Annotated in this window: 21 protein-coding genes; 15 read left to right on the forward strand and 6 right to left on the reverse strand. The window is 72.0% G+C overall.

Annotation, left to right across the window (positions count from 1 at the left end; translation table 11 throughout):
- The gene (locus ACLJQF_RS43420) at positions 1-1,743 is read left to right on the forward strand and encodes an NAD(P)H-dependent oxidoreductase subunit E (RefSeq protein WP_410616154.1); all 1,743 of its coding nucleotides are present in this window, start codon (positions 1-3) and stop codon (positions 1,741-1,743) included.
- Between the two features lie 34 nt (positions 1,744-1,777).
- Positions 1,778-2,635 carry a 2Fe-2S iron-sulfur cluster-binding protein gene (locus tag ACLJQF_RS43425; protein ID WP_410616155.1) on the forward strand — a complete coding sequence of 286 codons (858 nt, stop codon included), beginning with the start codon at positions 1,778-1,780 and terminating at the stop codon, positions 2,633-2,635.
- Here ACLJQF_RS43425 and ACLJQF_RS43430 read toward each other — a convergent pair.
- Positions 2,632-3,165 (reverse strand): HEAT repeat domain-containing protein, encoded by a 534-nt coding sequence (locus ACLJQF_RS43430; RefSeq protein WP_410616156.1) that lies wholly within the window; start codon positions 3,163-3,165, stop codon positions 2,632-2,634. The genes ACLJQF_RS43425 and ACLJQF_RS43430 overlap by 4 nt on opposite strands.
- A gap of 405 nt (positions 3,166-3,570) precedes the next feature.
- Here ACLJQF_RS43430 and ACLJQF_RS43435 point away from each other — a divergent pair, with 405 nt between their 5' ends.
- Genes ACLJQF_RS43435 through gcl form a run of 3 tightly spaced genes read left to right on the forward strand, consistent with a single transcriptional unit; the run spans position 3,571 to position 6,960 of the window.
- Entirely contained in the window at positions 3,571-4,383 is an 813-nt protein-coding gene (locus ACLJQF_RS43435; protein WP_410616157.1) for a hydroxypyruvate isomerase family protein, read from the forward strand.
- Positions 4,380-5,267, forward strand: coding sequence for a 2-hydroxy-3-oxopropionate reductase (locus tag ACLJQF_RS43440; RefSeq protein ID WP_410616158.1), 888 nt, complete (start codon positions 4,380-4,382; stop codon positions 5,265-5,267). Before ACLJQF_RS43435 ends, ACLJQF_RS43440 begins: the two co-directional genes overlap by 4 nt.
- Position 5,268: 1 nt before the next feature.
- Positions 5,269-6,960: a glyoxylate carboligase gene (gcl, locus tag ACLJQF_RS43445; protein WP_410616159.1), complete on the forward strand. Its 1,692-nt coding sequence runs from the start codon at positions 5,269-5,271 to the stop codon at positions 6,958-6,960.
- A 7-nt stretch (positions 6,961-6,967) separates the two neighbouring features.
- Here the strand turns inward: gcl and ACLJQF_RS43450 are convergent, their stop codons facing one another.
- Positions 6,968-7,258 (reverse strand): hypothetical protein, encoded by a 291-nt coding sequence (locus tag ACLJQF_RS43450; RefSeq protein ID WP_410616160.1) that lies wholly within the window; start codon positions 7,256-7,258, stop codon positions 6,968-6,970.
- 296 nt (positions 7,259-7,554) lie between these two features.
- Between ACLJQF_RS43450 and ACLJQF_RS43455 the strand changes: the two genes are divergently transcribed.
- The 9 genes from ACLJQF_RS43455 (at position 7,555) to ACLJQF_RS43495 (ending at position 17,791) form a co-directional block, all read left to right on the forward strand.
- Positions 7,555-8,463, forward strand: a complete 909-nt coding sequence (locus ACLJQF_RS43455) for an FAD binding domain-containing protein (protein ID WP_410616161.1) — start codon at positions 7,555-7,557, stop codon at positions 8,461-8,463.
- Positions 8,454-8,924, forward strand: coding sequence for a (2Fe-2S)-binding protein (locus ACLJQF_RS43460; protein WP_410616162.1), 471 nt, complete (start codon positions 8,454-8,456; stop codon positions 8,922-8,924). The genes ACLJQF_RS43455 and ACLJQF_RS43460 overlap by 10 nt, the downstream gene beginning before the upstream one ends.
- The gene (gene pucD / locus ACLJQF_RS43465; protein WP_410616163.1) at positions 8,921-11,212 is read left to right on the forward strand and encodes a xanthine dehydrogenase subunit D; all 2,292 of its coding nucleotides are present in this window, start codon (positions 8,921-8,923) and stop codon (positions 11,210-11,212) included. The genes ACLJQF_RS43460 and pucD overlap by 4 nt, the downstream gene beginning before the upstream one ends.
- A gap of 1 nt (position 11,213) precedes the next feature.
- Positions 11,214-11,696 carry a nucleoside deaminase gene (locus ACLJQF_RS43470; protein WP_410616164.1) on the forward strand — a complete coding sequence of 161 codons (483 nt, stop codon included), beginning with the start codon at positions 11,214-11,216 and terminating at the stop codon, positions 11,694-11,696.
- A 100-nt stretch (positions 11,697-11,796) separates the two neighbouring features.
- A complete protein-coding gene (locus ACLJQF_RS43475; protein WP_410616165.1) occupies positions 11,797-13,242 on the forward strand; it encodes an NCS2 family permease in 1,446 nt (481 codons plus the stop codon).
- Positions 13,243-13,252: 10 nt separating this feature from the next.
- Positions 13,253-13,630 (forward strand): gamma-glutamylcyclotransferase, encoded by a 378-nt coding sequence (locus ACLJQF_RS43480; protein ID WP_410616166.1) that lies wholly within the window; start codon positions 13,253-13,255, stop codon positions 13,628-13,630.
- Positions 13,627-14,721 carry a glycerate kinase gene (locus ACLJQF_RS43485; protein WP_410616167.1) on the forward strand — a complete coding sequence of 365 codons (1,095 nt, stop codon included), beginning with the start codon at positions 13,627-13,629 and terminating at the stop codon, positions 14,719-14,721. The genes ACLJQF_RS43480 and ACLJQF_RS43485 overlap by 4 nt, the downstream gene beginning before the upstream one ends.
- A gap of 35 nt (positions 14,722-14,756) precedes the next feature.
- Entirely contained in the window at positions 14,757-15,452 is a 696-nt protein-coding gene (locus tag ACLJQF_RS43490; protein WP_410616168.1) for a TetR/AcrR family transcriptional regulator, read from the forward strand.
- A gap of 113 nt (positions 15,453-15,565) precedes the next feature.
- On the forward strand, positions 15,566-17,791 hold the full coding sequence (locus ACLJQF_RS43495) for a glycoside hydrolase family 15 protein (protein ID WP_410616169.1): 2,226 nt from the start codon (positions 15,566-15,568) through the stop codon (positions 17,789-17,791).
- An 80-nt stretch (positions 17,792-17,871) separates the two neighbouring features.
- Here ACLJQF_RS43495 and ACLJQF_RS43500 read toward each other — a convergent pair whose 3' ends face one another.
- The gene (locus ACLJQF_RS43500; RefSeq protein WP_410616170.1) at positions 17,872-18,741 is read right to left on the reverse strand and encodes a hypothetical protein; all 870 of its coding nucleotides are present in this window, start codon (positions 18,739-18,741) and stop codon (positions 17,872-17,874) included.
- Entirely contained in the window at positions 18,738-19,739 is a 1,002-nt protein-coding gene (locus ACLJQF_RS43505; protein WP_410616171.1) for an SPFH domain-containing protein, read from the reverse strand. Before ACLJQF_RS43505 ends, ACLJQF_RS43500 begins: the two co-directional genes overlap by 4 nt.
- Positions 19,740-19,815: 76 nt before the next feature.
- On the opposite strand from ACLJQF_RS43505, the gene ACLJQF_RS43510 reads away from it, so the two are divergent.
- Entirely contained in the window at positions 19,816-20,493 is a 678-nt protein-coding gene (locus ACLJQF_RS43510; protein ID WP_410616172.1) for an NUDIX hydrolase, read from the forward strand.
- Positions 20,494-20,665: 172 nt separating this feature from the next.
- On the opposite strand, the gene ACLJQF_RS43515 is transcribed toward ACLJQF_RS43510, so the two are convergent.
- Both ACLJQF_RS43515 and ACLJQF_RS43520 read right to left on the reverse strand, forming a co-directional pair.
- Entirely contained in the window at positions 20,666-23,503 is a 2,838-nt protein-coding gene (locus ACLJQF_RS43515; protein ID WP_410616173.1) for a glycoside hydrolase family 2 TIM barrel-domain containing protein, read from the reverse strand.
- 99 nt (positions 23,504-23,602) lie between these two features.
- Positions 23,603-24,604: a LacI family DNA-binding transcriptional regulator gene (locus tag ACLJQF_RS43520; protein WP_410616174.1), complete on the reverse strand. Its 1,002-nt coding sequence runs from the start codon at positions 24,602-24,604 to the stop codon at positions 23,603-23,605.
- Positions 24,605-24,800: the final 196 nt, after the last annotated feature.

A 24,800-nucleotide genomic window follows, 5' to 3' on the forward strand; every position in this document is an offset into this window, starting at 1 on the left:
GTGGACCTCAAGCTGCTGGACGCCATCGCGTCGCCCGAAGAACGGGAGGCGGTCGCCGGGTTCGCGGGCGGCGGCCGTGACCGGCTGCTGCCCGCGCTGCACGCGGTCAACGACCGGGTCGGCTGGATCAGCCAGGGCGCGCTCAACCTCATCTGCGAGACGCTGCACGTGCCGCCGGCCGACGCGTACGGCGTGGCGAGCTTCTACTCGCTGTTCGCGCTGGAGGAACGTCCGGGACGGGTGGTGCACGTGTGCACCGACCTGGCCTGCCGGATCACCGGCGCGGACACCGTGTGCGATGTCCTCACCGAGCACGTCGGCGCCGCGGGGAAGGCACGCGGCGGGGTCACGTGGCAGCGCAGCCCGTGCCTCGGCGTCTGCGAACGGGCCCCCGCGGCGCTGACGTTCCAGGCCGGCGACCCGGCGACGACCGAGCTGATCGCCCCGGCGACCGGCGCGTCGGCCGTCCTCGCCGCCGGGCGAAAACCCGCGGGCGAGGGGGCGCCGCCTGTCATCCACCAGCGGGAGGGGCTGCGGCTGGTGCGCCGGGTCGGCGTCGTCGATCCGGCCAGTTTGGACGACTACCGCGCGTCCGGCGGCTACGCGGCGCTGCGCAATGCCGTGCGGATGGGCCAGGCCGCGGTGATCCGCGAGGTCACCGACGCCGGCCTTCTCGGCCGCGGCGGAGCGGCGTTCCCGACCGGACGCAAGTGGGCGGCCACCGCCGCCCAGCCCGCCGGGCCGCACTACCTCGTGTGCAACGCCGACGAGAGCGAGCCCGGCACGTTCAAGGACCGGGTGCTCCTCGAAGGCGACCCGTTCGCGCTGGTGGAGTCCATGACGATCGTGGCGTACGCGATCGGCGCGACCCGGGGGTTCGTCTACCTGCGCGGCGAGTACCCGCGGGCGTTGCGGCTGCTGCGGAACGCCCTCGAGGTGTGCCGCGAGCGCGGGTTCCTCGGCGCGGACATCATGGGCCACGAAGGGTTCTCCTTCGACATCGAGATCCGGCGCGGCGCGGGCGCGTACATCTGCGGCGAGGAGACCGCGATCTTCAACTCGATCGAGGGCTTCCGCGGCGAACCCCGGACAAAGCCGCCGTTCCCGGTCGAGCAGGGGCTGTTCGGCAAGCCGACCGTGGTGAACAACGTCGAGACGCTGGTCAACGTGCCGCTGATCCTCACCGAAGGTGCGGCCGCGTACCGGGCGATCGGCACCGAGGCATCGGCCGGGCCGAAGTTGTTCTGCCTGTCGGGCAATGTTGAACGACCAGGTGTCTACGAGGTGCCGTTCGGAACTTCCTTGCGCGATCTGCTGGCTCTGGCCGGGGGAGTACCCGAGGGCCGCTCGCTCCGCGCGATCCTGCTGGGCGGCGCGGCCGGCGGGTTCGTCCGGCCGGACGAGCTGGACCTGCCACTCACGTTCGAGGACGCGCGGGCGGCGAAGACGACGCTCGGCTCGGGCGTCGTCCTGGTCCTCGACGACCGCGCCGACCTCGGCGGGTTCCTGCTCCGGATCGCGGAGTTCTTCCGCGACGAGTCGTGCGGCCAGTGCGTCCCGTGCCGGATCGGGACGGTGCGGCAGGAGGAGGCGATCCGGCGCGTCCTGGCGTCCGGTACGGAGGAACGGCCGTTACTGCGCGAGGTGGGCGGGGTCATGCGGGACTCGTCGATCTGCGGGCTCGGCCAGACCGCGTGGAACGCCATCGAGTCCGCCATCGACCGGCTGGGAGCCCTGAAATGACCAGCGACGACGCACGTTTCTCCGTGGAGGAGCCATGACCACAGTGGACATCGGGATCCCCAAACGGCTGGTCGAGTTCACTGTGGACGGTGAGACAGTCCGAGTCCCGGAAGGTTCGACGATCCTGGACGCGTGTACCACGGCGGGCAAGGACATCCCGACGCTCTGCTACGGCGACACCCTCGAACCGGCCAACGCCTGCCGGGTCTGCATGGTGGAGGTCGAAGGCTCGCGGACGCTCGTGCCGTCGTGCTCGCGCAAGGCCGATCCGGGCATGGTGGTACACACCGATTCGGAGCGCACGCGCACGAGCCGCAAGGTGGTCCTCGAACTCCTGGCCTCGGCGACGGATCTGTCGACGACGCCGGGCGTCGCGGAGTGGATCGCGGAGACCGGCGCGGACCCGGACCGCTTCGGCCCGGACGCGGCGACGGTGGCCCAACCGGCCCTGGTGGACAACGAGCTGTACGTCCGGGACTACGGGAAGTGCATCCTCTGCTACAAGTGCGTCGACGCGTGCGGCGAGCAGTGGCAGAACTCGTTCGCCATCAGCGTCGCCGGTCGCGGCTTCGACGCCCGGATCTCGACGGAGTTCTCGAACCCGCTGCCGGAGAGCGCGTGCGTGTACTGCGGCAACTGCGTCGAGGTGTGCCCGACGGGCGCGCTGAGTTTCAAGCGTGAGTACGACAAGCGCGAAGACGGCACCTGGGACGAGTCGCGGCAGAAACAGACCACGACCGTCTGCACGTTCTGCGGCGTCGGCTGCAACCTCACCCTGCACGTTCAGGACAACGAGATCGTGAAGGTGACCTCACCGCACGAAAGCTCGGTGACGCACGGGAACCTGTGCATCAAGGGCCGGTTCGGCTGGCAGCACGTCCAGAACCGTTAGGACCAAGCCGAAATCACGCGGCCGAGGTTGACGAGCACGGTCGAGTCCGTCTCCACTGCCTTGCGGCGGCGCAGCGCCGGGAGCAGGGAACGTTCGTCCCGGCGGTCGGCGGTCTGCACGGCCTGGACCCGGACGTAAGGATCCTCGTCGTCCAGCGCCGGCTCCAGCAGGGCCGTCGCCTCGCCGCCGGCTTCGATGAGGTGCCAGACGGCGGACCGGCGGGTGTGCGGATCGGGCCGGGCGAGCAGGGGCGCCAGGTCCGCGACGAGGAGCTCCCCGGACGCGGTCAAGGCCCGCATCGTCTGCCAGGCCACCTCGGGGTCGAGGTCGGGAGTGCCGAGCGCGGCGAGGGTGCGGATCGCCTCGGCCCGCACGGTGGGTTCGGGGTCGGTCAGGGCGGTGCGGGCGGCCGGGGCCGCCGCGGCCTTCGCCATCCGGGCGGCCGCGAGCGCCGCGGCACGCACCCGGGCATCCGGGTCGGCGGCCGCGGCGGCGAACGCCGCGGCCGCCGCGCGGCCGGTCGACGGCAAGTGGGACACCGAATACGCGGCCTTGGCCCGCCGGCGCGGATCCGGGTCCCCGGTGAGCTCGGGCCCGCGCCACCGTCGCCGACTTCGAGCAGGAACGTCCGGTAGGTCTCGGGCAGCCGGATGTCGTGCGCCGCCTCGAACGCCGACACCTCGTGCTCCGGCAAGGGCGGGTTCAGCCGGTAGCGGTGGCGTTCGGCACCGAACGCGCCGAGCAGCCGCGCGTCGGCGGCCGCCCGCTCGAGCTTCTCGGCGATCCGGGCGCGTTCTCCGGTCATGGTCTTCCCCCCGGCGGTTCGGTGCCGGCGTAGCGAGCAGGTGCCGGGGTGAGCGTTGACCGCGACGCAGCTCAGCAGTTATTCTCGATATGCGAAAGAAAAATTCCGTATAGCGAAATTCGAGGTCGCGATGCCTGAAGAGGGGCACTCCCTGCCGTACGTCGCCAACCTGTCGATCCTGTTCAAGGAGGTCCCGCTCCTCGAGCGCGCCGCCGCCGCGCGGGACGCCGGGTTCACCGACGTCGAGTACTGGTGGCCGTTCGACACCGCCGTTCCGGCGCGCGGCGAGGTGGACGCCTTCGTGAAGAGCCTCGACGGGGTCCGGCTGCGCGGGCTGAACTTCTACGCCGGCGACATGGCGGCGGGGGAGCGGGGCCTGGTGAGCTGGCTCGGCCGGGAGACCGAGTTCGCCGACAGCCTCGTCGTCGCGCTCGGCATCGCCGAACGCACCGGTTGCCGCAGCTTCAACGCGCTCTACGGCAACCGGCTCGACGGCGAAGATCCGGCCAAGCAGGACGACCTGGCCCGGGTGCACCTGGACCAGGCCGCCGACGCCGCCGCACGGATCGGCGCGCAGCTGGTCCTCGAACCGCTCTCCGGCGCGGACCGCTATCCGCTCAAGACCGCCGCGGACGCCGTGGCCGTGCTCGACGACCTCGGGCGCGGCAACGTGCGGCTGCTGGCCGACCTGTACCACCTGGCAGTCAACGGAGACGACCTGGACGCGCTCGCGACGCGGCACATCGCCCGGATCGGGCATGTGCAGATCGCCGACGCGCCCGGCCGCCACCAGCCCGGCACCGGTGAGCTCGACCTCGACGGGCACCTCGCGAAGCTGCAGCACGCCGGCTACGCGGGGTTCGTCGGGATCGAGTACGTCCCGGAACCCGACACCGTCACGTCGCTGGCCTGGCTGCCGAAAACCCGAAGGGGACAAGCATGAAACTGGGATTCATCGGACTGGGCGTGATGGGCGCCCCGATGGCCGCGCACCTGGTCGCGGCCGGTCACGACGTCAACGGCTACGACGTCACCCCCGCCGCGGGGGAGAAGCTCGCCGCGGCCGGCGGGCGCGCGGCCACGGACGTCGCCGACGCGGTGGCCGGGGCGGACGTCGTGATCACGATGCTGCCGAACCACCCGCACGTCGAGGCGGTGGTGCTGGCCGACGGCGGGGTCCTGGACACCGCCGAGCCCGGCACGCTCCTGATCGACATGAGCACCATCCGGCCCGAGACGTCGATCGCGATCGCCGAAGCCGCGCGGGACAAGCAGATCCGGGTCCTCGACGCCCCCGTCTCGGGCGGGCAGGCCGGGGCCGAGCAGGCGGAACTGTCCATCATGGTCGGTGGTCACGAAGAGGACTTCGCTGCGGCCAAGCCGGTCCTGGACGTCGTCGGCAAGACGATCGTGCACGTCGGCCCGCACGGCGCCGGCCAGGTCGTCAAGGCGGCCAACCAGCTCGTCGTGGGCGGGATCTACGGCCTCGTCGCGGAGGCGATCGTGCTGCTCGAAGCGTCCGGTGTGGACGCTGCCACGGGCCTCGACGTGCTCGCCGGTGGGCTCGCCGGCAGCCGCATCCTCGAACTCAAGCGCCGGTCCATGGTGGACCGCGAGTTCGCCCCCGGCTTCCGGATCGACCTGCACCACAAGGACATGGGGATCGCGCTGGCCGCCGCCCGTCAAGCCGGCGTCGCGCTCCCGCTCACCGGGCTGGTCGCCCAGCTCGTCGCCGCCGGCCGCGCCATGGGCTACGGCTCCCTGGACCACTCGGCCTTGCTGAAGGTCGTCGAACAGTTGTCGGGCCGCGTCCCGGCGGAGGTGTGACATGCCCAGAATCCCCGCGATGCAGGCAGTCGTCGACGTCCTGGAAAGCGAGGGCGTCGACACCGTCTTCGGCTGCCCCGGCGCTGCCATCCTCCCGCTGTATAACGCCCTACAAGGCCGAGCGATCGAGCATCTGATCGTCCGTCACGAAGAGGGCGCCACGCACATGGCCGACGGCTGGGCGAGGACGAACGGCAACGTCGGCGTCGCCATCGGCACGTCCGGGCCGGCCGGGACGAACATGATCACCGGGCTCTACACCGCGCACGCGGACTCCATCCCGATGATCTGCATCACCGGCCAGGCGGCGACCACCAAGCTGCACCAGGAGGCGTTCCAGGCCGTCGACATCGTCGAGATCGCCAAGCCGGTGACGAAGTGGGCGGTGCAGGTCAAGGAGGCCGCGCAGCTGCCGTGGATCTTCCGCGAGGCGTTCCGGATCGCCCGTTCGGGCCGGCCGGGCCCGGTGCTCATCGACCTGCCGATCGACGTCCAGAGGCAGGACATCGAGTGGGACTCCTCGATCGACTCGCCGCTGCCGGTGACCCGGGTGACCCCGGCACCCGCGCGGGTGGAGCGGGCGCTCGACCTGCTCCTGGCGGCCGAGCGCCCGCTGATCCTGGCCGGCGGCGGGGTCGTCCTCGGGGAGGCGAGCGAGCAGCTGCGGGCCGCCGCCGAGCGGCTCGACGTCCCGGTGCAGGTGACGCTGATGGGCAAGGGCAGCTTCCCGGAGGACCACGAGCTGTTCGCCGGGATGGCCGGCATCCAGACGTCCCAGCGCTGGGCGAACGCGGCCTTCCTGGAGGCCGACCTCGTGCTCGCGCTGGGCGCCCGGTTCGGCGACCGGCACACCGGCGAGCTGTCGGTCTACCGCGGCGACCGGAAGTTCATCCACGTCGACATCGAACCCACCCAGCTGGGCAAGGTGTTCGGCCCCGATCTCGGGATCGTCTCGGACACGGGGGAGTTCCTCGACGCGCTGCTGGCGGCGCTGAACCAGCGGGAAACGAAGCCGCGGCGCGAGTGGGTCTCCCGGATCGGCGAGCTGAAGGAGGCACTGCCCCGGCGTGACGACTTCGACAGCCTGCCGATCAAGGCGCCGCGGGTGTTCAAGGAGATCAACGAAACCTTCGGTGCGGACACCTACTTCGTCACCGCGATCGGGCTGTACCAGATCTGGTCGGGCCAGTTCCAGCAGGCGCACAAGCCGCGCCACTACCAGGTGTGCGGCCAGGCCGGCCCGCTCGGCTGGGAGATCCCGGCCGCGATCGGGGTCAAGAAAGCGCGGCCGGAGGCGGAGGTCGTCGGCGTGGTCGGCGACTACTCGTTCCAGTTCCTCGTCGAGGAGCTGGCGGTCGCCGCCCAGTACGACGTCGGGTTCGTGCTGATCATGCTGAACAACGAGTACCTCGGGCTCATCCGGCAGGCCGAGACCGGCTACGAAATGAACTTCGAGGTCGACATCCACTACGACACGATCGGCACGGACAACGTGAAGATCATGGAGGCCTACGGCTGTTCGGGCACCCGCGTGCGCGAGCCGGGGGAGATCCGGACGTCCCTCGAATGGGCGCGCAAGGAAGCCGAGCGCACCAGCCGCCCGGTCCTGGTGGAGATCATGATCGAGCGCGAGGGCAACGCCGCCATGGGCGCCGCCCTCGACGCCGTCCGCGAGTTCGAGCCCGCCGGCTGAGCTCGGCTCAGGCCAGGATCGCGAGCAGCTGGTCGCTGGAGCGATCGGCCAGGTCGACCGGCGCGTCGATCGAGGGCGCGCCGGCCACGAAGCCGGGGCCACGCACGACGTCGTTCGCGACGGCCTTGTAGAAGTTCTGGCGCTGGGCGGCGAACTTGGCGGCCCGGGCCAGGTCGGCCTGGCAGGCGATCGCGCGGATGGCGGCGGCGAACAGGCAGGAGACCGGCAGCCCCGGCTCCTGGAACTCCAGCGGGGTGAGGGCGGTGGCCGAGGCGGCCGTTTCGATCCGATTGATCATGGGGTGGCTCCTGAACGCGGAAAGGGGACCTGACACCCGACGGTAACCGGGCATCGGCCGGTCCTGTCCCAGGTTCCGTCTTCCCCGCAGGACCCCTCCGGAATATGCGGTGCCACGGCCGCCGTGCGAGGCCCCCGACCTCGCACGGCGGCTTCGGCGCGCCCGCGGGACGGCCGTTGGAGGAAAGTACAAACGCGGGCCCGAAATTCACCCGTCTTTCAGGGGTTTTGCCGTGGTCGGAGTCACGTGTGAGCGTGTGTACTTCTTGCCGAAGCAGCCCCGAAAGGACGTCCACAGTGGAATTCCTCCGACCCGCCTCGCTGGCCGACGCGCTCGCCGCGAAGGCCGCGAACCCCGGCGCGGTCCCGATCGCCGGCGGCACGGACGTGATGGTCGAGCTCAACTGCGCTGATGCGCTCTCGGCGGTAACGAGTGCCTCGAGCGGTGACCACCGCCGTCCCGAGTCGCTCCTCGACCTCGGGCGCGTGCCCGAGCTCCACGAGCACGGCACGGACGGCGGCCGGATCCGGATCGGCGCGGCGGTGCCGTACAGCCGGATCATCACCGAGCTCGGGACGCAGCTGCCCGGGCTGGCGATGGCCGCGCGGACCGTCGGGTCCCCGCAGATCCGCAACCGCGGTTCGGTGGGTGGCAACCTCGGTGCGGCGTCTCCCGCGGGCGACTCGCACCCCGCGCTTCTGGCGGCCGACGCGGAGGTCGAGATCGCTTCGGTCCGCGGGACGCGGATCGTGGCGGCGAAGGATTTCTACGTCGGGGTGAAGAAGAACGTCCTGGCGCCGGACGAGCTGATCACCGGCGTCCTGCTCGCGCCGGCCTCCGGGCCGCAGCAGTTCAGCAAGATCGGCACCCGCAACGCGATGGTCATCGCCGTGGCCGCCTTCGGGCTCGCCCTGCACCCCTCGCAGAGGCGGGTCGGCACCGGCGTCGGCTCGGCCGCGCCCACCCCGCGGCGGGCGTTCGACGCCGAGGAGTTCCTGGCCGCCGAGCTGGACTGGGACTCGCCGAAACCGATCACCGACTCGGTGAAGCGCCGGTTCGGTGACCTGGTTGCCGCGGCCGCGTCGCCCATCGACGACGTCCGGGGGAGCGCGGCGTACCGGCGGCACGCGCTGGGTGTCATGGCGAGAAGGACGCTGACCTGGGCCTGGACCGAATACTGCGGAGGGAGCGCGAAGTGCGCGTGAACGTCACCGTCAACGGCGAACCCCGCCGGGCGGACAACGTCCGGGAAGGCGAAAGCCTGCTTTACGTCCTGCGTGAGCGGCTCGGCCTCCCCGGCTCGAAGAACGCCTGCGAACAGGGCGAATGCGGTTCGTGCACGGTCTACCTCGACGGCGTCCCGGCGTGTGCGTGCCTGGTCGCGGCCGGTCAGGCCGAAGGCCGCGAAGTCGTCACGGTCGAAGGCCTGGCCGACGGGGAAGTCCTCGACCCGGTGCAGGAAGCGTTCGTCGAGCGCGGCGCCGTCCAGTGCGGGTTCTGCACGCCCGGCCTGCTGGTCGCCGCGCACGACCTGATCGAACGCACCCCCGATCCCAGCGACGTCGAGATCCGCGAGGCCCTCGCCGGCAACCTCTGCCGCTGCACGGGCTACGAGAAGATCCTCGACGCCGTCCGGGACGCCGCCGCGCGGAAGGCCGTCCGATGAGCGCGCCGGCCCGTTCCCCGCAGGAGCTGCACGACACGATCGCCGGCGGCATCGGCGAGAGCCCGCTGCGCCCGGACGGCACGCTCAAGGTGCGCGGCGAGTTCGCCTACTCCTCGGACCTGTGGCACGAGGACATGTTGTGGGGCGCCACCCTCCGCAGCCCGCACCCGTACGCCCGGATCGTCCGCCTCGACGTCTCCCGCGCGCTGGCCCGGCCGGGCGTGCACGCGGTGCTGACGCACGAGGACGTCCCCGGCGAGAACGTCTACGGTCTCAAGTTCCAGGACACCCCGGCGCTGGCCGAAGGTGTGGTCCGCTACCAGGGTGAACCGGTCGCCATCCTGGCCGCCGGCGACCCGGAGATCGCGCGGCAGGCGCTCAAGGAGATCGTCGTCGAGTACGACGTCCTCGAGCCGATCACCGACCCCGAGCGGGCCGCGCACGACGACACCCTGCCGAAGCTGCACCCGGGCGGGAACCTGGTCCGCCACCAGCGGATCGTCAAGGGCGATCCGGCCGCCACCGCGGACGTCGTCGTAGCGGGTGTCTACGAGATCGGCATGCAGGACCAGGCGTTCCTCGGTCCCGAGTCGGGCCTCGCGGTCCCGGCCGAGGACGGCGGCGTCGACCTCTACCTGGCGACGCAGTGGCTGCACGTCGACCAGCGGCAGACGGCGAAGGCCCTCGGCCTGCCTTTGGAGAAGGTGCGGCTGACGCTGTCCGGGGTCGGCGGCGCGTTCGGCGGCCGCGAGGACCTGTCCATGCAGATCCACTCGTGCATGCTCGCGCTGCGCACCGGCCGCCCGGTGAAGATGAGCTACAACCGCCTGGAATCTTTCTTCGGGCACGTCCACCGGCACCCGGCGAAGATGTACTACGAGCACGGCGCCACTCGCGACGGGAAGCTCGTCTACGTCCGGGCGAAGCTGTACTTCGACGGCGGCGCATACGCGTCCAAGACGCCGGTCGTGGTCGGCAACGGCACCACGTTGAGCGTCGGCCCCTACGACGTCCCGAACGCGCACATCGAAGGCTGGGGCGTCTACACCAACAACCCGACCTGCGGCGCGATGCGCGGCCTCGGCGCGGTGCAGCCGACGTACGCCTACGAGTCCCAGATGGACAAACTCGCCGCCGCGCTGGCCATGGACCCCGCCGAACTGCGGATCCGCAACGCGCTGAGCGAAGGGTCCACTGTGGTCACCGGCCAGGTGGTCGACTTCCCGGCGCCGGTGGCCGAACTGGTGCAGCGGGTCCGCGACCTGCCGCTCCCGCCCGAGCCCACCGGCGACCGCGACATCCGCGAGCTGCCCGGCGGCGCGTCCAACACCACCCACGGCGAGGGGGTCGTGCGCGGGGTCGGCTACGGCGTGACGATCAAGAACATCTCCTACGCCGAAGGCCTCGACGACTACTCGACCGCCCGCGTCCGCCTGGAGGTGCTCGGCGGGGAGCCGGTGGCCATGGTGCACACCGCCGCCGCGGAGGTCGGGCAGGGCCTGGTGACGCTGCAGCAGCAGATCGCCCGCACCGAGCTGGGCGTGACGCGGGTGAGCGTGCACCCGGCCGACACGAGCGTCGGCGACGCCGGCTCCAGTTCGGCGTCGCGGCAGACCTACGTCACCGGTGGGGCGGTCCGCAACGCCTGCCGTGCGGTCGCCGAGGCGGTCTGCACCCGGCTCGGCGTCTCCGCCGAGGGCATCACCTTCGCCGGGGGCAAGGTGGTCGCGGCCGACGGCGAAGTCGTCGCCGTCCTGGCCGAGCTGCTCGGCGACACGGCGATCGAGGAGACCCGCGAGTTCCACCACCGCCCGACCCACCCCCTGGACCCGGAGACCGGCCAGGGCGACGCCCACGTCCAGTACGGCTTCTCCGCTCACCGCGCGGTGGTCGACGTCGACCTCGACCTCGGCCTGGTCAAGGTGGTGCAGCTCGACTGCGCCCAGGACGTCGGCAAGGCGATGAACCCCGACGCCGTCGTCGCCCAGATCCAGGGCGGCTCGGCACAGGGCCTCGGCCTTGCCGTTATGGAGGAGATCCTGGTCGAGGGCGGCAAGGTGCGGAACCCGTCGTTCACCGACTACCTCATCCCGACCATCCTCGACATGCCGCCGATGCGCGTCGAGGTCCTCGAACGCCCCGACCCGCACGCGCCCTACGGCGTCCGCGGCGTCGGCGAGCCGCCCACGATCTCCGCCACGCCGGCGATCGCCAACGCCATCCGCGCGGCCACCGGCCTCGAGCTGCCGCGCGTCCCGATCCGCCCCGAGCACATCACCGGAGTCTGAGATGACCACGTCCCTTTCCGTCGAGCAGGGTTGGCTCGACGAAGCCGTCCGGATCGCCACGCGCAACGTCGAGAACGGCGGCGGCCCGTTCGGCGCGCTGATCGTGAAGGACGGCGGGGTCGTTTCGACCGGCGTCAACCGCGTCACGGCGAACCTGGACCCGACCGCGCACGCGGAGGTGGTCGCGATCCGCACGGCCTGCCAGGAGCTGGGCACCTTCAAGCTGGACGGCTGCGTGCTCGTGTCGAGCTGCGAGCCGTGCCCGATGTGCCTGTCCTCGGCGTTGTGGGCTCGCGTCGACCGGATCTTGTACACCGCCGACCGCAACGACGCGGCCAAGGCAGGTTTCGACGACCGCGCCTTCTACGAACTCTTCGACCGTCCGCGCAACACGTGGACGGTTCCCGTCACGCGACTGTCCGCAACGGACGGATTCGCGCCCTTCGCGGCCTGGCTCGACAAAAGCGACCGCACCGACTACTGACCCGGGGCACTTTCACGTGAAAGTGACCTGGAGTGGCCACTCCGGGGCACTTTCACGTGAAAGTGCCCGGGTCTGAATCCCTCCGGCAAGGGCAGGACGCATGACGCAGACCGAGATCGACGTCCCTGTAGCAGAAGAAACACCCGTACAATGCCGTTCGCTGCTCGACAAGCTCTTCGAATTGCGCGCCCGGCAGACCACGATCGGCCGCGAAGTCCGCGGCGGCCTCACCACGTTCGTCGCGATGGCCTACATCGTGCTGCTCAACCCGCTGATCCTCGGCGCCTCCGCCGACATCACCGGCGCCCGGCTGTCCGCCGCGCAGGTGACCACGGCGACCGCGCTGGCCGCCGCCGTGATGACCGTCCTGATGGGACTCGTCGGCAACGCGCCCCTCGCGCTGGCCGCGGGCCTCGGCATCAACGGCATCGTCGCCTTCCAGATGGCGCCGTCGATGACCTGGGCCCAGGCGTTCGGCCTGGTCGTGCTCGAAGGCGTCTGCATCGTGCTGATGGCCGTCAGCGGCGTGCGCGAACGGATCATGAACGCCATCCCGCGCCCGCTCAAGACGGCCATCACCGTCGGGATCGGGCTCTACATCGCGCTCGTCGGCCTGGTCAGCGCCGGGTTCGTGACCCGGATGCCGGACTCGGCGCAGACCACGGTCCCGGTACGCCTCGGGGCGGGCGGGCACCTGCACGGCTGGCCGATCGTCGTGTTCTGCTTCGGTCTGCTGCTGATGATCGTGCTGGTGGCCCGCAAGGTCCCGGGCGCGGTGCTGATCAGTATCGGGACGGCCACCGCGTTCGCCGTCGTGCTGCACCAGGGGTTCGGCGTCGGCGGCTGGGGCCTCACGACTCCGGCCCTGCCCGACCACGTCGTCGCCGCCCCCGACTTCGGGCTCTTCGGCCACATCGACCTCTTCGGCGGCTTCGCCTCGGCGGGCGCGCTGGCCGCCACGGTTTTCCTGTTCACGCTGGTGCTGTCCGGCTTCTTCGACGCCATGGGCACGATCACCAGCGTCTCCGACGAAGCCGGCCTGTCGAAGAACGGCAAGGTCCCCCGGATGGGCCGGATTCTGCTGGTCGACGGCGCGGGCGCGATCGCGGGCGGCGTCACCGGCTCGTCGCCGAACACGGTGTTCCTGGAATCGGCGGCCGGCGTCGGCGAGGGTGCGCGGACGGGGCTGGCCAGTGTCGTCACCGGGCTGCTGTTCGCCGGGACGCTGCTGTTCACGCCGCTGGCCGGGGTCGTCCCGGCCCAGGCCGCGGCGCCCGCGCTGGTCGTCATCGGCGGGATGATGGTCGCGCAGTGCCGGACCATCCCGTGGCACGACCCGGACTACACGATCCCGGTGTTCTTGACGGCCGCGCTGATCCCGTTCACCTACTCGATCACCAACGGCGTCGGTGCCGGCCTGATCGCGTTCGTGCTGATCAAGATCGGCCGCGGCAAGTGGCGCGAGGCCGGCTGGCTGTTGTCCCTGCTGGCCCTGGTGTTCGCGGTGTACTTCGCCATCGACGGTGTCGAAGCCCTCTTCCGGTAAGGAGATCCCGGTGGCCCTGATGTTCTTCAACGGCGGCGCCATGCGCGGCGAGCCGCTGCACCACCTCCTGGCAGGTTCGCCGTTCGTGGACACCGCGCGGACGGCGGCGAAGTACCGGTTCTACGCCGTCGGCGACCAGTGCCCGGCGCTGTACCCGGTGTCGCACGGCGGCGCTCCGGTGACCGGCGAGGTCTACGACGTTTCGCTGGACGACCTGCGGGACAAGGTGCTGCCGTCCGAGCCGCACGAGCTGGAGCTGGGTGTGGTCGAGCTCGCGGACGGCAGTTCGGCGTTCGCCATGCTGCTGCGACGGCCCTACACCTCGCACGTCGCCCTGCGGGACATCACCGAAATCGGCGACTGGCGGGCCTTCAAGGCCGGCGCGTGAAGGTCCTGGTCGCCCCGGACAAGTTCAAGGGGTCGCTGACCGCGGCCGAGGTGGCGTCGGCGCTGGCTTCGGGGCTCGCCGACGTCCATCCCGCGGCGGTGGTGACGACCCTGCCGGTGGCCGACGGCGGCGAGGGTACGGTCGACGCCGCCGTCGCCGCCGGGTACGAGCGCGTGGCGGTCCCGGCCCGCGGGCCGACGGGGGCGCCGGTGACGGCGTCCTACGCGGTCCGCGGGGACACGGCGGTCGTCGAGCTGGCCGAGGCGTCCGGGCTGCACCGGCTACCGGGCGCGCCGGAGCCGCTCACCGCGACCAGCGCGGGAACCGGCGACGTCATCGCCGCGGCCGTGCGGGCCGGGTGCCGCCGGATCGTGCTCGGCGTCGGCGGCAGCGCCTGCACCGACGGCGGGGCCGGCATGCTGACCGCGCTGGGTGCCCGGCTCTTGGACGACGCCGGGCGTGAACTGTCCCTCGGCGGTGCGGCGCTGTCCCGGCTCGCCGCACTGGACCTGTCGAACCTGGCCGAAGTGGACATCGAGCTGGCGAGCGACGTGGACAATCCGCTGTACGGGTCGCGTGGGACCGCGGCCGTCTACGGTCCGCAGAAGGGCGCATCGCCCGAGGACGTCGAGACGCTGGATGCCGCGTTGCGGCACTGGGCGTCGATCGCCGGCCCGGAGTTCGCGGCCCGGCCGGGCGCCGGGGCGGCCGGGGGCGTGGGCTTCGCGGCGATGGCCGTGCTGGGTGCCCGCACGCGACCCGGCATCGAGCTGCTGCTCGACCTGCTCGGGTTCGAGGCGGCCCTGGCCGGGGCCTCGCTGGTGGTCACCGGCGAGGGCTCGCTCGACGAGCAGACGTTGTCCGGCAAGGCCCCGGCCGGGGTGGCCCGGGCCGCGGCGGCGCGGGGCATCCCGTGCGTCGCGGTGTCCGGACGCTGCCGGCTGTCGTCGGCGCGGCTGGCGGACGCGGGCATCGCGGCCGCGTACGCGTTGACCGACCTGGAACCGGACCCGGCGCGGTGCATGGCCGAGGCGGCGCCGCTCCTGCGCCGGCTCGCCCGTCGCGTCGCGGAGGCCCACCTCGGCGGCTGAACGGGTGCTATCCCGGTCTTGTTAGCATTGGAACCATGGCGACGAAGACGGCGGTGGACACCCGGGTCCGCATCCTCGAAGCGGCGGCCGCGCTGCTCGTGGCGGAGGGGCGGGACGGCCTCTCGACCCGCGCGGTCAGCGCGGCGGCGAGTGTCCAGCCGCCGGCGCTGTACCGGCTTTTCGGCGACAAGGACGGCCTCCTCGACGCGGTCGCCGCGTACGGCTTCGACGAGTACCTCAAGAGCAAGCGCGAGCTGGGCTCGACGGGCGACCCGGTCGAGGACCTCCGCCGCGGCTGGGACCTGCACATCGAGTTCGGCCTGTCCCGCCCGGAGTTCTACGTGCTCATGTACGGCGACGCCCGCCCGGGCCGCACCTCGCCGGCCGCACGGGAGGCGGAAGGGATGCTGCACGCGATCGTCGAGCGCGTCGCGGCGGCGGGCCGGCTCCGGGTGAGCGTCGAGCGCGCGGCTCGCCTGACGCACGCGGCCGGGATGGGCGTCGTCCTGACGCAGATCGCCACACCGGAGGACCAGCGCGACCCGGAACTGTCGGCGACCGCACGGGAGACCGTGCTGGCCCGCATCCTGACGGGCACCACGGAACCGGCGGGATCGGACCTGCCGGAACGCGCGATCGCGCTACGGGCCACCCTCGACGGCGCAACCGCCCTCACCGGCGCGGAACGCGTTCTGATGGCCGAGTGGCTGGACCGCATCGCCGACGCGTAGGGACAACCCCTCCTGGATCGATAAAGCCCGATCGGACATTGCGTGTCACCCGCCGACGGCTCAATATGTTGCGGCCCACAACATATTGACGACAACGCCGTCGGAGGACCCCGATGATCAGGTGGAGAGCAGTCCTGGCCTGCGCCGGAACAGCGATACTGCTCGCCGGAGCACTACCCGGTACAGCACTGGCCAGCGGAACCGCAACGGACTGCTGCGGAGGCGGAGCCTCGTGGGCCACCGGCAACAAGTCCGCCCTCGGCACGTCCACGACGACCGCAAGCCCGGTCTGGTTCACCGTCGCCAACGGCGTCACGTCCGAGGTCTTCTACCCGCGCGCCGACGTGGCCAACATGCAGGACATGCAGTTCGTCGTCACCGACGGCTCCAGCTTCGTCGACCTGGAACGCGACGCCACGAACCACGTCGTGTCCATGCCGGACGAGAAGGCGCTCCAGTACACGGTCACCAACACGGCCAAGAGCGGGAAGTACCGGATCACCACGAACTACGTCACCGACCCGGCCCGCGCGACGCTGGTCACGAACACCAGGTTCCAGTCGCTCGACGGCGGCACCTACCGCCTGTACCTCTTGGCCAACCCGTCGATGGCGGGCGGCGGAGCCGACGACAACGCCTGGTGGGACTCTTCCGGCGCCCTGATGGCGAGCGGCACCGAGACGCTGTTCGGCGGAACGGCCACGACGGTCGTCTCCGCGCTGCGCGTCTCGACCGGTTTCACCGCGCACGACAACGGCTACAGCGGCGCGGCCAGCGACTGCCTGGTCGACCTGCGCGCCGACAAGGCCCTGAACAACCAGTTCGACGCCATCTCCGGCACCGGCAACGTCGTCCAGTGCGGCCAGATCCCGGTCGGCACGGACACGACGTTCACCGCCGCGCTCGGCTACGGCGGCACCGCGGCCGCCGCGTCCTCGGCCGCGAGCGCGTCGCTGAGCAGCGGCTTCGCGGCCGTCTCGACGTCCTACCGCAGCGGCTGGAACTCCTACGTGGGGAGCCTGAAACCCGCTCCGGCGAGCGTTTCCGGTGACACGCAACGACGGCGCACCTACTACGTCGCGGCGATGGCGCTGAAGACGGCCGAAGACAAGCAGCACCCGGGCGCGAGCGTCGCGGGCCTGGCCACCCCGTGGGGTGACTTCACCGACGGCGGCCACCTCAACGACGGCTACCACCGCGTCTGGGGCCGAGACCTCTACCAGCAGGCGACCGGTCTGCTGGCCGCGGGCGACAGCGCGCAGGCCAAGCGGATGGCCCAGTTCCTCTGGAACTCGCAGTGGATCGGCAGCCCCACCGCCGGTGACGGCATGACCTATCCGGCGGGGTCCTTCCCGCGCTACAGCCCGGTTTCCGGCGTCGCGGGCGCGAGCGCCCAGCAGCTCGGCTGCTGCGAACAGCTCGATCAGGACGCCGATGCGATCCTGCTGGCCTGGCTGACCGGTCTCACCGACGCGTCGACCTACGCCAAGGTCAAGACGACCGCGAACCACATCGTCGCCACCGGCCCGGACACCACCGAGCGGTGGGAGGAGCAGTACGGCAAGTCGCCGTCGTCGGTGGCGGCGGAGATCGCCGGGCTGATCGCGGCCGGGGCCATCGCGCGGGCGAACGGCGACACCGCGAGCGCGTCGTCGTGGGAGTCCACTGCGGACTCCTGGCGCAACTCCCTGGCCGGCTGGACGGTGACGACGTCCGGTTACTGGGGCGGCCACACCTATTACGAGCGTCTCGACCGGGGCGGCAACCCCGACGACACCGCGACGATCTGCTTCGACGAAGGCTGCTTCTACGAGCACGACGTCACCGACTTCGGCTTCCTCGACCTGGTGCGGCTCGGCATCCGCCCGGCCGGCGACGCGACGATCGCGAACTCGGTGGCGCCGACGGCCGCCGCCTCGGACGGCAACTCGGCGGTCCAGGTGACGCTCCCCAACGGCGACGTCTACTTCCACCGCTACCCGCACGACAACTACGGCGAGAGCACGGCGAACTGCAGCGGCTGGCCGGCCGGTGGCGCGCAGCGGTTCGGGCGGCTGTGGCCGGTGCTGTCGGGGGAGCGCGGGCAGTACGAGCTCGCCAACGGCCGCTCGGCGGCGGTGTACCTGAAGTCGATGGCGGACTCGGTCAACGACGGGTACTTCGTACCCGAGCAGGTCTGGGACCGTGCGGACGTCGGCTGCTTCGGCCTCGGCCGCCCGACCGGCAGCGCGGGCCCGCTGATGTGGGCCGAGGGCCAGTACCTGCGGCTGGCGCAGAGCATGGACGCGGGCCACAACCTCGACACGCCGTCGATCGTAAAGTCCCGCTACGGCACCTGAGCCGGACGACACGCCCCCACGCCGTGTCGTCCCTCCGATCACGCGTGTCGTCCTTTCAAACACGCGTGTCGTCCCTTCCGTCACCGCACCAGGCGGACGGTCTTCGCTGCAGGAGCGAAGGTCGCCGTCTGGCCGCGGGTGAGGGCGACCGTGTCGGCTTCGAGGCCGTCACCGAACGCGACCAGACGGTCGGATTCGACCTCGACCGTCAGCGGCGCCCGCGTCAGTTCACCCTCGGTGCAGGCGGTCCCGGTCGACGGCGACGGCCACGCCTCCCGCACGAACCAGACCAGCCGCGCCTCGCCGGGGGCCGGCAGGGGCAGCCCGCTGCCTCGTTCCCGCCACACCGATCCGCACCAGCCGGTCGCCCCGGTGCCCGTCCCGACCAGGATTCCCGACGACGCCTGGCGTTCCGCCCGCCCGCCACCGACCCCCAGCCGGTAGCGGGCCGTCTGGTGCCCGGCGTGCCCGAAGTAGATCTCGTTCAGGGCGAGCAGCCGCTGGCCGTCGTCCGCGATGAGCTCGGCCATCGTCCGGTGCTCGACGTCGGTCGTGGACCGGACGAGATCGGCGACGGCCTCGACCGGGTGCTTGACCAGGACGCCGGGCTCGCCCGGCGCGACCCCGATCACCGGCTGGCCGTCGAGGTACTTGGCCACGTTCGCGATCAGGCCGTCCTGCCCGACGACGACCACGACGTCCTCCGGGGTGAAGAGGAACCGGTCGAGATCCGCGCGTTCGACCTCGCCGCGGCGCCAGTCCAGCGGGATGGCGGCACCGGCCGCGGCGAGCGCGGCGCGCAGGGCCGCGTCCGCGGCCGACACCTCGGCGAGGTCCCGGCCGCGGGTGCGCAGGAAGAACTCGGCCTGGCCGCGGGTGCCGTGCCGGGCGACGAGCTCGGCCAGCTCGGTGCGGCGGTGGACGAGCACGACCCGCGGGGCGAGGCTCACGAGCGGACGCCGAGCTTCGTCAGCAGCGGCGTGAGCAGGTCCGGGGTCAGCACCAGGCTGTCGATCCGCGGCAGGTTCCCCGCCAGTTCCTTCAGCGCCAGCCCGGTCAGCACGCCCTCGGGCAGGTCGCGGTACGCCGCCAGCCGGGCCGCCTCACCCGCCGCTTCGGCTTCGCCGAGGGCGCGCTTGCCCTCGGCCTTGACCAGCGTGAGCCGCTCTTCGCGCGAAGCCTGCGCCTCCGTCTCGATGTGGTTCGCCGCCGCGGCTTCTTCGGCCTGGCGGCGGGCGTTCGCCCCGCGCTGGACGAGCAGCTGCTCCTCGCGGCGGGCCAGCTCGATCTGGTTCTGCAGCTCGTTTTCGCTGATCGCGCGTTCGCGTTCGACGGCGAGCGCGCGCCGCTCGAAGGTCGCGCGGTCGGCCTCCTGCTGCACCTTCTCCCGCGCGGTCGTCTGGAGCGCCTTCTCGACGTCGGGCTCGGCCCGGATCGCGACGACGCGGACGTCGATCACGGCCGAGCCGGTCTGCGCGAGCCGGGTGTCCTCTTCGGCCAGGCCGGCGCGGATGCGGTCCCGGACCGCGCTCACGCCGTCGGCCAGCGCGGTCGCCAGGTCGATGCGGGTCAGCACCTCCACGGCGTACTGCTGGACGTTCTCGGTGAGCAGCCCGCTGATCTGCGCCAGGGGGTCGCTTCTCCAACGGCCGGTGTCCGGGTCGATGGAGAAGTCGATGCGCTGCGCGGCCAGCGCCGGGTCCTCGATCCGGAAGCTGAGCGCGAGCTGGACGGTGACGTCCTGGAAGTCGGCCGTGCGGGCGTGGAACAGCAGCGGCAGCTCGCGGTCGTCGACCGGGACCTCCGAGACGACCGCCGTCAGCGGCCGGTACCAGAAGGACAAGCCGACGCCGTCGTGCGCGAGCTTGCCGCGGCGGTAGTGGCGGATGTGCACGGTGGGGGCACCGCGCAGGTGCCGGAACCCGAACCGGCGGTCGATGTCGGCCATGGAGCCTCCTCTTATCGTCGTGGTGACGATATGGGGTCGACTGGCTAATCGTCAAGATGACGATTAGGGTGGTGGCATGGGTCACCCGCCGTTCGCCGTCACCGTGGACCTCGTCGTGCTCACCCTGACCGGAGACGAGCTGTGCGCGCTGCTGGTGCGCCGGGGAGTGCCGCCGTACGAGGGGGAGTGGGCGCTGCCGGGCGGCTTCGTCCGGCAGGACGAGGACCTGGCGGACGCGGCGCGCCGCGAGCTGGCGGAGGAGACGGGGCTGGCGCCCGGGACCGTCCACATCGAACAGCTCGCGGGCTACGGCGCGCCGGGCCGGGACCCGCGGATGCGGGTGGTGACGGTGGCGTACCTGGCGCTGGCCCCGGACCTGCCGGTGCCGCGCGCGGGCACGGACGCGGCGGAGGCGCGCTGGGCACCGGTGCGGTCGCTGCGGGCGGAGCGCCTGGCGTTCGACCACGACCGCATTCTGGCCGACGGCGTGGAGCGTGCGCGCGCGAAACTGGAGTATTCCCCGCTGGCGACGGCCTTCTGCGCGCCGGAGTTCACGGTCGCGGAGCTGCGGAGGGTGTACGAGCTGGTGTGGGACACGCGGTTGGACCCACGCAACTTCCACCGCAAGGTGACGGGAGCGGAGGGGCTGCTGGCGCCGACCGGCGGGACGACCACCCGCGACGGTGGCCGTCCGGCCCGGCTGTACCGGCGGGGCGAGGCGGAAGTGCTGTACCCGCCGATGCTGCGAAGCTGACCCGGGCTTCGCTCACCAAGCCCGGCGAGGTTGCCGCGGTCCATGCGCCCCAATGTGGCCTTCGGTGCGTCTGACGCACCCAAGGCGGCCTTCGGTGCGTCAGACGCAACCAAGGCCGCCTTGGGGCGCTTGAGCCGGGCGGTGCCGGGCCACTAGGGCCCGCGCGCGGGCCCTAGTGGCCCGGCACCGCCCGGAACCACAGCGTGAACTCGGTCTTCTGCGGCACCAGCCGGTACCGCGGCAGCACCCCCGGCCCGCACGACGCCGTCCCCAGCCCTTGCTGGGCCACGTCCAGCGTCAGGTGCACCACGTCGTCCGGCACCAGATCATCGGTGTGCTGTGCCTCCTCCAGGGCCGCCGCGGTCCAGCGGCGGGCCGTGAAGTCGAAGGCCGGGTCGCCGTCCACGCGGATGCCCGTCCCGTCCGGGGCCGTCAGCCGGGCCCAGCGGACCGCCGTGCGGTTGCCGTTCTCCTGCGGGTACACGTACGGCGTCTGGAGACCGTCGACGCTGCTGGAAAACCGGCCGATCCGCGCCGCCTGGCGGCTGTCCGGGTACGCCTCGCCCGGGCCGCCGCCGAACCACTCGGCCGAACCCAGCGCGCCCGGGATCGCCATCGCCAGCCCGAGGCGGGGGAGCGTGCCGGGGAACTCGCCGTCCGGGGTCACCTCGACCCGCAGCCGGAGGCGGTCGCCGAACGCCGTCCACGTGTAGTCCGCGAACAGCCCGAACGGCAGCGCCGGCGGGGCGACCCGCGTGCGCACCACCAGTTCTTCGCCGTCGGCGTCGATCGTGATCACCCGGTGCTGCATCCGGTGCAGCCCGGCCTCGCGCCACTGGTCGGCGGCCGGGCGCCCCGCGAACTCGCCCCGGTCGTTGTCGGTCGTCGCGCGCCAGACGTCGAGCCGCGGGCCGTGCACCGCGTGCCCGCCGAAGGCCGAGAGGATGCCCGTCGCCGGGTCGAACTCGCCGGCGCCCAGCACCAGCCGTCCGCCGGTGCGGAACACCGGCCCGCGGGGCGGCAGCGGCGTCGCGACCGGTGCCGCCGACACCGCCAGCTGACCCCAGCCGACGACGTGCCCGGCCGGCGCCCACGCCGTCGCCGAGGTCAGCGACGCGGACACGGTCAGCCACGACTCCCCGCCCGTCGCGGGCAGGCCGGGCACCGGGACCACGGCGCTCTGTCCGGAGTGGATGGTGGGCACGTCGAGAACGCCTTCGGCGACCGGGATTCCTTCCTCTTCCAGCGTCCAGGTGAACGTCAGGTGCCCGGTGCCGACGAAGTCGTAGTGGTTGCTCACCCGGATCCCGGACGCGTCCGCGTCGATCCGGACCGGCTCGATCACCTTGGCGAACTCGATCAGCCCCGGCGACGGCGTCCGGTCGGGGAAGACCAGGCCGTCGATGACGAAGTTGCCGTCGTGGATCGGCTCGCCGAAGTCGCCGCCGTAGGCGAAGTGCCCGCCGGCGGCGAGGCCGTGGTCGATCCACTCCCAGAGGAACCCGCCCTGGCAGTTCGGGTACCGCTCGAACAGCTCGCGGTACTCCAGCAGGCCACCCGGGCCGTTGCCCATCGCGTGCCCGTATTCGCACTGCAGGAACGGCAGGTCCCGGCGACGCGCGTTGTCGTCGTCCCGGCGGCCGATCCGCTCGACGTCCTCGTGCGTGGCGTACATCCGGCTGTGCACGTCCACGTAGGCGCAGTCGTGATCGCCTTCGTAGTGCACCGGCCGCGTCGGGTCGCGGTGACGCACCCAGTCCGCCATCCGCGCGAGGTTCTCGCCGGTGTGGCTTTCGTTGCCCAGCGACCAGAGGATCACGCTGGGCCGGTTCTTGTCCCGCTCGACCGTGCGCCGCATCCGGTCGAGGTACGCCTCGGCCCACCTCGGCTCACCGCTCGGGTTGCCGGCCCAGCCCAGCGGCTCGAAACCGTGGGTCTCCAGGTCGCACTCGTCGATCACCCACAGGCCGAACGCGTCGCACAGCTCGAGGAACGCGGGGTCGGGCGGGTAGTGGCTGGTCCGGACGGCGTTGACGTTGTGCCGTTTCATCAGCAGCACGTCGGCCAGCGCCGTCTCCGGCGAGACCACGCGCCCGGTGCGCGGGTCGTGCTCGTGGCGGTTGACCCCGCGCAGCATCAGCGGACGGCCGTTGACCTTGAGCTGCCCGTCCTCGATCGTCACGGTCCGGAAGCCGATCCGCACCGGCACCCGCTCGGCCGCGGTCGCCAGCGTGCCGTCGTACAGCCGCGGGGTCTCGGCGCTCCACGGTTCGACCGGCAGCTCCAGCGCCTCCCCGGCCGGGTGTCCGGTGACGCCCAGCTCGGGGATGTCCAGCAGGACGTCCGGGCCGGTCTCGACGCGGACCGTCCCCAGGCCGGTGCGGTGGTCGTAGTCCGCGCGGACCCAGTAGTCGCCGATGCCGCCGTCCGGGCGGGCGAGCAGGGTGACGGCGCGGAAGATGCCCGACAGCCACCACATGTCCTGGTCTTCGAGGTAGCTGCCGGCCGACCACTGGTGCACGCGCACCACGAGGACGTTCCCGGCCGGCCGCAGCAGCGGCCCGACCTCGAACTCCGAGGGCAGCCTGCTGCCCTGCGTGACGCCGAGTTCGGTGCCGTTGAGCCAGATCCGGCCGCAGGAGTCGATGCCGTCGAAGCGCAGCACCGCGGACCCGGCGGGCCAGTCCGCGGGCAGGTCGAACCGCAGCCGGTGGTCGCCGGTGGGGTTGTCCGACGGCACGTGCGGCGGGTCGACCGGGAACGGGTAGGGCACGTTCGTGTACGCCGGGCGCCCGTGGCCCTGCAGCTGCCACAGCGACGGCACCGGCAGCTCGTCCCACGCCGAGTCGTCGAAGTCCTCGGCTTCGACCCCCGCGGGCGCGGCCGCGAGACCCGGCGACAGCCGGAACCGCCAGGTGCCGTTCAGCGACAGCGACGGCGCGTCGGAGGTGAAGGCCGCGCGCGGCGGAAGCGAACCGCGGCCGGGGCCGGGGTCTTCGAGGTACGACATGGGGTCCTTTCCGCGTTCGGCAGGCGCCCGAGAACGTTCCCGTGAACGTTCACGGACCGCTCCGCAGTGTGCTGCGCGGCGGGACCGGGTGTCAAGGGATCAGGCGGATTCGCGCAGGTGGAGACGGGCGCGGACGACCAGTTCGGCGGGTTCGAGGGGCGCCGCGCCGGTGACCAGGCGGGCCGCCTGCTCGACGGCCAGCGCACCGACCGCGCGGGTGTCGATCGCGACGCTCGAGAGCTCGGGCTCGACCAGGGTGCCGAGGGCGAGCCCGTCGAACCCGATCACCGCGAGGTCGGCGGGCACGCGCAGGCCGAAGCGACGGGCCTCGCGCAGGGCGCCGATGGCCATCACGTCGTTGAAGGCGAACAGCGCGGTGACGTCGGGGTGGGCGGCGAGCAGGGCGGCCAGCGCGGCGCCGCCCCCGTCGACGGTCTGCGCGCCGGTGGCGATCCAGCCGGGGGCCACGGAGACGCCGCACTCGGCGGCGGCCCGCAGGAACCACCGGCGGCGGACGCTCGGGGCGGGGTTCCCGTCGAGCATGGCGATCCGCCGGTGCCCGCACGAGACGAGGTGGGCGACGGCCTCGTGGACGCCGTCTTCGCCGTCGATCCCGATCCCGCTGAACCGCGGGGTACACGGCTCGCGGCCGATCAGGACGACCGGGATGCCCGCGGTGAGGCGGTCGAGGTCCTCGTCGGACCGGCCGAAGTAGCCGGTGACCGCGTCGACCTGGGTGCCGATCACCTGCAGCGTGGCGAGTTCCTGGTCGGGGTCGTCGGCGGTGTCGTGGACGACGACGTGCCAGCCGCGGGCCCGGGCCGCCTCCAGCGCGCCGGAGGCGACCTCGGTGAAGAAGGGGTTGAGCAGGTCCGGCACGACGAGGCCGATCGTGGTCGTGTCCGGCCGGACCAGCCCGCGGGCGAACCGGCTGGGCCGGTACCCGAGCTCGCGGGCGGCGTCGAGGACGCGCTGCTTGGTCGAGCCGCCGATCTCGCCCTTGTCGTTCAGCGCGCGGGAGACGGTCTGCCGGGAGACCCCGGCCGAGCGGGCGACGTCGTGGATCGTCACCCGCCGGGGTTCCGTGCTGCTCGAGGACACGCGTCGAGTATGCCCGCCGGCGACCGGCGGACCCGGTCCGGCGTCGCGAATGACTCATTCGGGACGCCGGACCCGGATCCACCGGTGAATGTGCTGGCCGGGGGTATGTCGTAAACGGGCAGATGCCCTCTGACCTGGGATGATTGTTCTTGTCTAGGGAACAAACAGACCTTAAGTGAGAGGGCATCTGCTGGAT

The sequence above is a fragment of the Amycolatopsis sp. lyj-109 genome, from assembly GCF_046548995.1.
In the GTDB taxonomy this organism is placed as follows: Bacteria; Actinomycetota; Actinomycetes; order Mycobacteriales; family Pseudonocardiaceae; genus Amycolatopsis.